Origin of the sequence: Legionella sp. km535 (assembly GCF_003990085.1) — a bacterium.
Lineage (GTDB): Bacteria > Pseudomonadota > Gammaproteobacteria > Legionellales > Legionellaceae > Legionella > Legionella moravica.
On record NZ_RZGU01000040.1, the window covers coordinates 1 to 10132 of the forward strand.

The following is a 10132-nucleotide window of genomic DNA, read 5'->3' on the forward strand; positions in this document are numbered from 1 at the left end:
AGTAAATCGATAGGCTCCATCATTTTCCCCAAACAAATTTGTTGGGGGAAATTAGATCACGACTTCAATTTTACTGCAATTATTTTTAGCAAATTTGAGGGGATATATCAGTGCGCGGGCATGACCGATTTTTTTGTCATGTACAGAGCATTCGCTCATAAAGCTCGTCTCTTCATATTCATTGTATCCAATTCACTTTCGCTCTCATTTTCAGGCGTAGTTGAAATTGGTTTGAACAATGAATGCCTGCCATAGATTGGAGAAGAATCCGAGGCTGATGACGAGGCCGGTGAAGATATTACTCTGGGTGTATTCGGGTTAAAACTTAATAAACCTACGGAGCTTAATTCTCTTAAACTGTCATTAGCTCGATTCAATATTGGTCTAAGTTGATGTAGTGGATCAAACCTGGGGCGACATTCAGACGGTTTTAAGGGGGTAAAATCATCGCTGTTACAAAGCATCATAACAGCATCCTGTTCTGCTTCGGGCAGATAATTCAGAAGCAAATCCAGCAAGTCAGGGTATGATGCGGCATAATGCAGCACCGAAATGCCATTCTTGTTACATGACGTCACTACCCCTGCGCGTGCTGATTGCGGCAGACACTCCATTATTACTTTTACTAACCCTGCATGATGTATTACTTGATAGAGTTCGTTATTACCCTCGCTGTTTGGCGTCATCACTGCATCTACTCTTTCTTCTTCGTTTAGAGAATTCAAAAGAGATCTTAATGCGATGGCGCACTTTACTGCTACGCTATGCAACAGAGAAGAGTCCTGTGCGTCTCTTAACTTGACTACAAAAGCGCGATCGGCCTCAGGCAGGAAGTGCTTGAATTGTTTTGTTATGATAGGAGAATAGGATAGGATTTGATGTACTACAGGTAGACCAGTGTTATCCGTTACTGCTAAAGCAGCAGCTCTTTCTCCTGAGGGAAGGCGGTTTAGAACATTTATAAAAAGTTGGGCGTCTTTTGTTGCCAGAATGTGCAACACGCTCCAGCCATAGCCGTTAAGTGTTGTCAAAGTGGCTATTCTCTCACTCTCCAACAGATAATCCAAAAGTTGTATCAAGTATTTGGGGTGATTTGAGGCGATCAGATGTAACATGCCGTAGCCGAATTCGAATTTCTCCTGCAAGATGGTACGTCTTTCTGTCTCGGAAAAGGTGTTCAGAATTTGGATCAGCATTTTTGGGTTGGTTTTTGCAATCTGTTCCAGCGCAGTACAATTGTCCTTGTTTCTTGCCATAAAAACAGTAAAGTGATCTTTTTGGGCAAGCCAGTTTAAAAACAGTTTCAGGCTTTTTGAACTGTATAATGTATAGTGCGCCACGTTATTACCCCCATCATCACACGCCATCACCACATCCGTTTTCGCTGCTTCGGGGACAAGATTTAAGAGTGGCTTTAAACATCGGTGAAATTTTGCTGCCAGATGCAGCAAAGTAGAGTTATTTCGGCCTTTTATAATCACTGCATTTTCTTTTAGTTCCAACGGCAAGTAGTTGAGGAGTTTTATTAGAATTTTAGGGTAATTCCATGGTGCGATAAGGTGCAGGATTGTATCCCCATCTTTATTTATTGCCATGATTGCCTTTTCTTTTCGTGTTTTGGGAAGGCACTCAAGAAGTTTTATTAGGATTTGGGGCGCAATTACTGCTACATCATGAAGGAGAGTATTGTTATTTTGCGTTTTTTGCGTCAGAGCATAATACCTGTCGGGACTTGGAATGAGAAGGAAAAGGCGTTCCAGTAACTTGGGGTGGCTAATAGCTACTTGGTGGAGCACATTCACATTTTCATTGTTTTTTACGCTTAAAGGGCTAATTCTTCTTGTTTTGGGCAGGTAGCTCACAATGCTTATCAATAGTTCAGGATATTTTTCTGCCGCATGATGCAGCATGGTATTTCCATCCTGACTTTCCGTCAATAAAAATGGTTCTCTTTCGATCTCGGGTAAGCCTTCCAGAAGATGTATTATGATGTCAGGTTGTTCAGTTGCTGCGATATGGAACAGGCTGCGGGCAGCTATCTGATCTTTCATGAATGCTTTAGCCCTTTCATCCTCGGGCAGACAATTCACAACATCCTTGATGAATAACGGATGTTTTGTAAATAAGCGCAATGCGGTTAAACCTCTGTTATCCTCTTCCAGCAAAGCCTCTTTTCTTATATGCTCAGGTAAACATCGCAAGATGTCTATCAAATCCTGAGGGTTAGAAGCCAAGCGCTTCATCAGGTAAGAGCCATGTGCGTCCCTTGTTGTCAGTTCCTCGATAATATCATCTTCATCCAGTGTCTGAAGAAACCATTGCATAAAAAGGAAATGTTGATTTTCCAAAGCTGCAACCATTGGTTTGTACAGGCCTTTATAACTTACCTTGTACTCTGCATCTCTTGCACGTAAAGCATTTGCAAAAGGTATGTTGCCAAACTCTGCGGCAAGATAAAATGGAGTCAAGTCCAGATGGTCTTTTGCATTAGGATCAAATCCCGGATGCTCCACAATTTTTTTGATGATGTGTTCGGGCATAGAACTGGATATGGCCAATAATCGTGCGGTGTCAAGACTTGTATCAGGCGTGATAGTGCCTGGTGTGAATATCACTGGGACTGGTGATTCACCTGTTTGCTCAGAGTTGAGCTGGTACTCAATCTGGTCAAGTAGTTCTTGCGGCCATGAATCTCGGAATAGTGCCTCTCCTGGGCTGTTTAGCCCCTGATTGCAGCGGTTGTGAATGAAAGTAAGTACTACAGTCAGGCAGTCGCGAAACAAAAGCGACCAGGTATTGGGTTCATAACACAGGGCATGAAGGATTATGCGGTTTATCTGGTAAGGCGAGACATCCAGAGTTCCGTCTTCGGCCGTTTGGGTCATCCATTTGGATAAAAGAGCATCGTCAACTCGAATGACGGAGTTAGAGTGAGCTTCAGGTGTATTTTCATTAAAAAACAGTTCACAAAGCCGGGTAAAGAGACTGGCTAGAACAGGAATATCTCCCCCATTTTTTGCAGCAAACCATTGTGCGGTGTAATTGCTGATGAAGTCATAATAGGTGTTGCGTCGCCAGAAGCTAACCCCCCGCTCAAAAGCACGCAGCTGTTGCTCCAGTGCAGCGGTGTCTGCGAGTAAGGCTTGCAGAGAGAGCTCCTGATTATTGAGCCATTGCTCCAGAACAAGGAGTGAGTCTAGCCATTCAGTCTTGTGTTCTGGGGGCATATCACAGACTTGAAGCAGATTTTTGTAGTCTTTGTACTGGTACAGCACATCGTGGAGTCTCATCACCAGATAGACAGTATCCCATGGATTTTTTTCTGCGTCGGCATTTTTTAATGACTCAGGGCTGAAGCCAGGGCCTTTCAGCCAGGCAATCGTTTGGCTGGCAAGCGAGTGCAGACTGGTTGCAGCAATGCGTCCAGAGCTTACTGCCATGGCGTGACGTTTGGCGAAACGGTCCAATGCTGCGAGGATGGGTACGAAATTACACGGGATGCTTATCAGCCCTTCATAACTGCAATACCCGTTAATTTTTGTCAGCATGTTATCACTGGGTATGGTCTGGATGGTGCGAAAGCGCTTGAGTATGTATTCCTTAGCGGCATCCTCTTGCCCCGCATTTCGGATTGCTGCTTTAACTTCATCTGGAATGGTTTCGAATATCCAGGGTAAAAACAGAGATTGAAATCGTTCATAAAATGGAATGTGTTCATCTCCTGCAGGGTCTCGTCCATCAGGGAGCTTTAACTTGAGTTGTGTTTCAAGTACTTCATGTACCATAAAATCGAACAATCCCTGCATGAGAACGTCTTCTGCATTCAACGGCAGACGTTTGCCTTCGTAACCATCCAGTGCCATAAGCCATCTGTGACGGATACCGGCTGAGCAAACGGATGGAATTTCGTTCATCAGTTCATTGTTGATGAGGTCAAATTTTTGCAGACGGAGCAGTCGCTCCCTGGTTGCGGTACTGCCAGGAGGCACAGGCCATGCCTGCTCGTGTTTATCCATTAGTGCGCTCAGAACGATGGCAAAAATTTCGGGTAATGGCAGATACCATTCAGCGGATACCCGCTTTCCCTCACGCTCTTCCACCAGCGTGACTCGGTCAAATTCATTATTGAGAATATTTTTGTCCAAAATCGTGCTTAGCCAGCTCCTTGTGGACAGTTCCAATAAGGATGATTTGGTTCTGTGCTCGTAACGTGCTCTGATATGCTGAATTTTTGTTATTGCGGCAGAATTATGGGAAATCCCGAGAGTCATGGATGAGTTTTCTTTAGTGGAGGAAGAAGAGGATGAAGCGGTAACAGAAGACGAAGATGCGGCCTGACTCGAGCTACTGGCTTTGTGCTCGGGCAAAAAATATTTTGAGGCGAGCCGGATGGCAAGCATTGCAGCAGCGTTTGAGGTGACATGATTGTGAGTGCTCTGTGTTCTTTGAGCTTCTTCGAGTATCTGGTGATCGAGATTGAAAGGCATGGTTGATAGTCTTTGCAAGATAAAAATGGGCTGACTATATCATGAGCGCACAAAATGCACAATATGATACAAACAAAGACCTATCTGACATATATTAAATCAATAAAAGCATCATGCGTCATATGCCAGATGCATTTGAGTTTCATGTTCCTTAGGTTGCATGGAAAAGCTCAGGAAGCGCTACTAAAGAACGATTTGCCTCTTGCAGTCTGTTCACCCTATGAAAAAAGCCATTAATAAATCATATAACCACTATTAATTATTTAATGTCATCATTAATTATCTCTTAATACTCTCCCTGTATATTTTATGGACATTTGCGTTCAATATTTTCAGCCGATTGATGCTGAAAAGCATCGTCCTATTAGAGAATCAAATAAGACGATTATAACCCCATTTGTCGAGCTAAAAAGAACATCGCGTTTGGAGATGGCTGTACATAGGATAGATTTTGAGAGTAAATATGAATATACCTGCTGAGTTTTATTACATGCTGTCGCAGACAAAACCTGCATACACGCACACCCCTACTGATGTTTTAGATATCAATAGACTCATCCAGTCCAAAGCAGCATGGGAATTACCAGCCAGTATGGGCCAAAAACCTAAAAAGCTCATTCTGAGTGATTGGACTGCAGAACACTGGTCCTGTCATAAAATAACCCTCGTTCAGGAGTCCTTACTGCAGTTACTGAAACAGGGTTTTTCACTATACATTCTACAACTAGGGCAAGTGTATCCTTTATTATTGGACGATATAAAGAACCTCGATCGAAAGGATACTCGATTTCATATCCGGATTGAACAACCTAAAGACATTTTTAAGAGAGCAACGGAACAACATCGAATATCTAAAGATGAAACCTTATTACTTGATGATTATTGGGTTCAACGCTTGATTGGCACCAAAGAGCCTAATGCTCCTCGTTCTCTTAATTTAAGCGATTATGTCAGGCTAAATAGATATGAGCGATATATTTTTCATAATTCTCGTGAACAATTCAACCCTCCATTAAGCGTACTTGTTGCAGATGTTTTGTCAAATGAAGTCCCTGAGCGACTTCAATACTTTAAGAACACATTTGCTAAAATCAATCACATCCAAAGCCTGAGAACCATCACACTTAAATCCAAGGGTTATTGTGAAGCACGCTTGAGGGAACTATTATCCAGTTCATCCTCCTTAGAGGAGCTTCATTTCAATTTACCTGAAGGCAACTTTAATCCTGCCGAATTCAACTTGAATCAACTGAATTTTCTAGCTTTGAATCACAAAAGCATCACTTATTTAGATGGATTCATAACCGCAGCCCCCAATCTTAAAGAACTTTCAATTACAACAAAACACAATCCACTAAATCTGAGTACTCAAGGAATTCATTTGGAGTCTTTGACAATAAAGCAGGGACAATTATCATTAACGCAATTATTGCAATTATTGAAAGAACAAGCCCAATCCATTCGATTGTTTTCCTTAACACACTGTGTCATTGACAATGAGGTTCATGATGAACTCGATTTATCGGATGTCTCTCACTGTTTTAATATAAGAGAAATCAACTTATCGGAAACATTGTTTCATTCTGATGTATTAAATTCCTTACTGTTGAGAACCCCCCATCTCAAAAAACTCACCCTGGGAGGCAAAATTTTTAAGGAACAAGGAAGAACTATTGAGCTTGATAAAATTAATGAGGATGCATTAAGGGGGCTTGACTATTTGTGTTTATCAAGTCTGCCTTGGGATGAACGCACCTTTGTCTCATTAAGAGACAAATTAACCCATCTTAAATGTCTTCGTCTTAATGATTTTAATTTTAAAAAGCTCCCAGAACAAAATCCATTTCATTTAGAACAGCTTGAAGAACTCATTATCTCTAATAATACTTTTGAACTGAAAACGGATTTTAAAAAGCTTCTTCACTGTTTTCCAAATATAAAAAGACTTCGATTCATTAATAATGAACATTATGATTCTGATTGGAATAACATATATGAATTTGATTTTACTCCGTGTAAGATGCTTGAGGTAATCGATTTCAGTGATAATCAAGAAGCCCGAACAGTGACTATTGAATCCGTTCAATTAGGCATCGAAACTCTGACTAATCTCAAAGCACTGAATCTCATCAATTGTGGCAACATAAATCGTGATAATACTGTAGAGTTATCCCATATCTATCCCGGGCTTAATGTGTGTTATCGACGTTATGAAGATGAATATGAATGTTATGATGATTCTGAATATGACTATGATCATCTGCCCTATAGTAATGATGAGCCGGATTCGAAATATAATCTTGCTGACTACAAAGACTTTGAACCGACATCGGAAGATTTTAAATTTCAATTCAAAGGCAAGCGTTCATCAATAGATCAAAAAATGATTATTGAAAAGCTCTCGCAATGTTTCACTTTAGCCAAAATCAACACACAGCACATACCCAAAATTCAGGATGGAATTTGTACTGCTTTAAGTCATTTGTTTCAAAGAAGTACTCTTGAAAGGTGGAATGAGTTTATTCTTCGAATGAAGACATGGGATGGCCAGTTATCCACAATTGATATCAAATTACTCTATGATTTTAAGGCACTTTGTGTGGCCATTCAGCAATATCAATTTAATGAGCAATCGAATATACAATACATTGGAGACAGTCTGGAGCATTTTCTTGTCAGCAATTCAATAAATGACAGCACTTTTGGATCTCGCCTTCAGTTGAACGATGATGATGTCGATGATTGGATATCCTCAATACTCTTTTCTGACTTAGAGGACGACCCGTTTCAAAATCCTCTCAAAATCAAGTTGCACCAAGGATGCATCCTATCCAATTTCTGGCATGCGCTCTGCATCCGTTTAATCGATAATGGTCGGTGGCTGATTTATAACCCTAACTACAAAGAGGGGGTTAAGTCTGTTTCCACAACGGAACTCATGCACCATATTCATACCGATTTAGGTCATTTGATTCGTATTGAAATGGATCGTGATGTCATAGTTCCCGAAATTCGTGATCCCAATCAGTTCATTCAACATGGTGGATTGTTTCATTTAATTTGCAATCAAAATTCCAAGCAGTTGTTAGACCTCATCCCCGTGAATTTTCAATTTAGTGCTGATGCACTTCAAGGCCTTTTGCTCAAGGATTTAAAGGGTATTCCAGCATGGTTCAGAGGGATTAATACCCCTCACACGCTGGAATTGACCTGTAGCTTATTAGCTCAATTGCGAAGTGTGTACCCAGATGATTATTCCGCCATGTTGGATAAAAGCATGAAACGGCTGACTCCGGAACAAAAACAGCAAGGAATTAACACACTACTCAGATCAGGCCCTAAATATCATTCTTCTTTTTTTGAAATAATGGGTTGTCCGGCGCCGTCACAACCTTCAGAAGAGACCAGTACACTCATTGACGCTCTTAGAAGCAGTTCGGATAGTAATTATTTTGAGCAGGTATTGAAAACCTGGCATAAACCCTCAAAATCAGTCAATACACTGGAGGGATATTGTCAGCAGGTGTTACACCCTGCCGATTCTAAAAAGCATTTGATTGAACTTGGCTCTACGGCATCGGTGCACGCACTACGGCTTGCGTTACAAAGACAATGTCATTTAAACAATAGACCCGTGTATTACATCCATTCCCCGGATGATTTAATCTGCTCTGCCTCCTTTATTCAACGAGATCTCAATAATCGCGGTATTTTACGAAAAGGACCGGGCGGTCCGCTTCATGATTTTTTATCCGAGGATTATCGGCTGGAATCACCGGTACTCCTGGTGAATTACGAGCACTTTTCTGCTGAGGATATCGTCCGCTTTAACGCGCTGCTTGATGAACAGGGCTATGCCGACGGAACACCAGTGCCTGAGAACGTCGAGATTATTGGTTTGTACAATACCAGTAAACCGGATTGCTATCAGGGGGATGATTTTTATTCCCGGTTTAACACCAAAGAACGCTGTCCCATCCCTGCAAAACAATTAGAACAGTCCATCCCGCCATTAGCCACCGCCATCGATGAGGAAGCTGCTGCGGGAGTGGTGATCAATTTATTCAATGCCAGTGATTGGAAAGAGCGCTTGTTAGGTCGTTGGGATCTGGATGGCTCTCATTTGACGTTTCAGGAAGGAGCTTTGTCCAATCTGCAAGGACGACTCATCACCATTCAAAATGGCCCTTGGGATGATGAGGATTTTAATCTGTTTTGGACGGAAGCCTGTTATCCCGGAACACGCTATTTTCCCGGCAGTTCGATTCCAGCTCCAGCTCTTCTCCAACTGAATAAACAAGAGGGATATGCCCTGAATGAATTAAAAAAATGGCTTCAGGTCGATTATTTATCCGATGAGGACAGCAGCGGAAATGAGGTTCCTCATATTCTCAATCCTCACCGTCTGGCCCATTATTTTCATTTTTACCGCCCCGAAGCCAGTGATCGCAGTTTAAGAAAAGAACCGGGGTTGATCGAGCAGGCACAGCACGGTACCCTGGATGTGATGCTCACTCGAACCATTTCGTTAGATGACTGGGCCAGGATTTTAACTGAATGCCAAAAGCATCAGGTCAGATTAAGAGTTCAGTGTGCTCAGGGAGCATCACTTCCTGATTCATTGGAGCTCAATACCGTAGTGAATCCTGTGGAACGGACGAATTGGCATCCGGCTCTTCCTTCCCCAACTGAAGTCATACACAGTACGGATAGTGATGTAACGCTTACCCTGTTGGCAGCATCCCAACAGAATTGGCATATTATTGACGTATCAGAATTAATGGTTTCTGATTTACTCACACGTCTTGACGGACGATTGAATGAAGCCGTGCTTCAGTTTGAATTTCATCAACGTTCATCCTGGTTGCTTGACGCTTTATCTGAAGGCAAAAATATTGTTCTGAAAGGGCATTTTGCTAAAGAGCTGGAAGACCAATTAGCGTCTTTAATCCTGCAACGGAAGAAAACAGGGATAGAACCCGGACGATTACTTTTGATTACCGAAGATTCAGAGAGTTTTCAATGGGTTGAAACCCAGGTTCATGAAGTCAGCGAACAGGATAAAAGAGTTTGCCTTGGTGAGTTTCCTCATGAGCTGGAGCCGTTTATCGCCACCGAACCGCTGTGCAAACTAAAAGCCAGGAGCACGTATTTGCAGGCTTTTCCTGACTGTCATAAACGTCATGCGGCCTGGTCAGGGCTGTCTCAGCATACGGCACAAATCAAACCCCTGGCGGCGCTAAATCCAATGACGGCCATGCAGGAGGCAGAAGAATCTACCCAGGCACGAATCGCTTTAGTGCACCAAATGCTTGACGTAGCGCCCTATGTGTTTCTTTCGGGATTGTCTGGGGTCGGAAAAACGACTTTTGTAACCCAGGAGCTCGTGCACGAGGGAGAACAACTGCATCAAGGCATCGATGCGATAAAAGCCTGGGCGCAGGATGCCCGAACCGGTCGGAAGTACCTGTTTTTGGATGAGGCGACTTTAAATTCGGGAAATTGGTCTTTATTTGAAGGACTATTCCATACTCCTTCGGGTATTTTTTATGAGGGTGCCTATTATCCTCTGAGTGACGAGCATAAAGTGATTTTTGCTGGAAATCCGGTGAGTTATGGTGATGAGCGACGGCTTGCAACACTTT

2 protein-coding genes are annotated in these 10132 nt (G+C 42.3%); one reads left to right on the forward strand and one right to left on the reverse strand.

The features are described 5' to 3' along the window. Nucleotides 1–155 precede the first annotated feature (155 nt). Nucleotides 156–4487: an ankyrin repeat domain-containing protein gene (locus tag ELY21_RS15165; RefSeq protein ID WP_127110872.1), complete on the reverse strand. Its 4332-nt coding sequence runs from the start codon at nucleotides 4485–4487 to the stop codon at nucleotides 156–158. Nucleotides 4488–4950: 463 nt separating this feature from the next. Here ELY21_RS15165 and ELY21_RS15170 point away from each other — a divergent pair. Then, nucleotides 4951–10132 (forward strand): hypothetical protein (locus ELY21_RS15170; RefSeq protein WP_148111698.1); only part of this gene is annotated, 5182 nt, incomplete at its 3' end.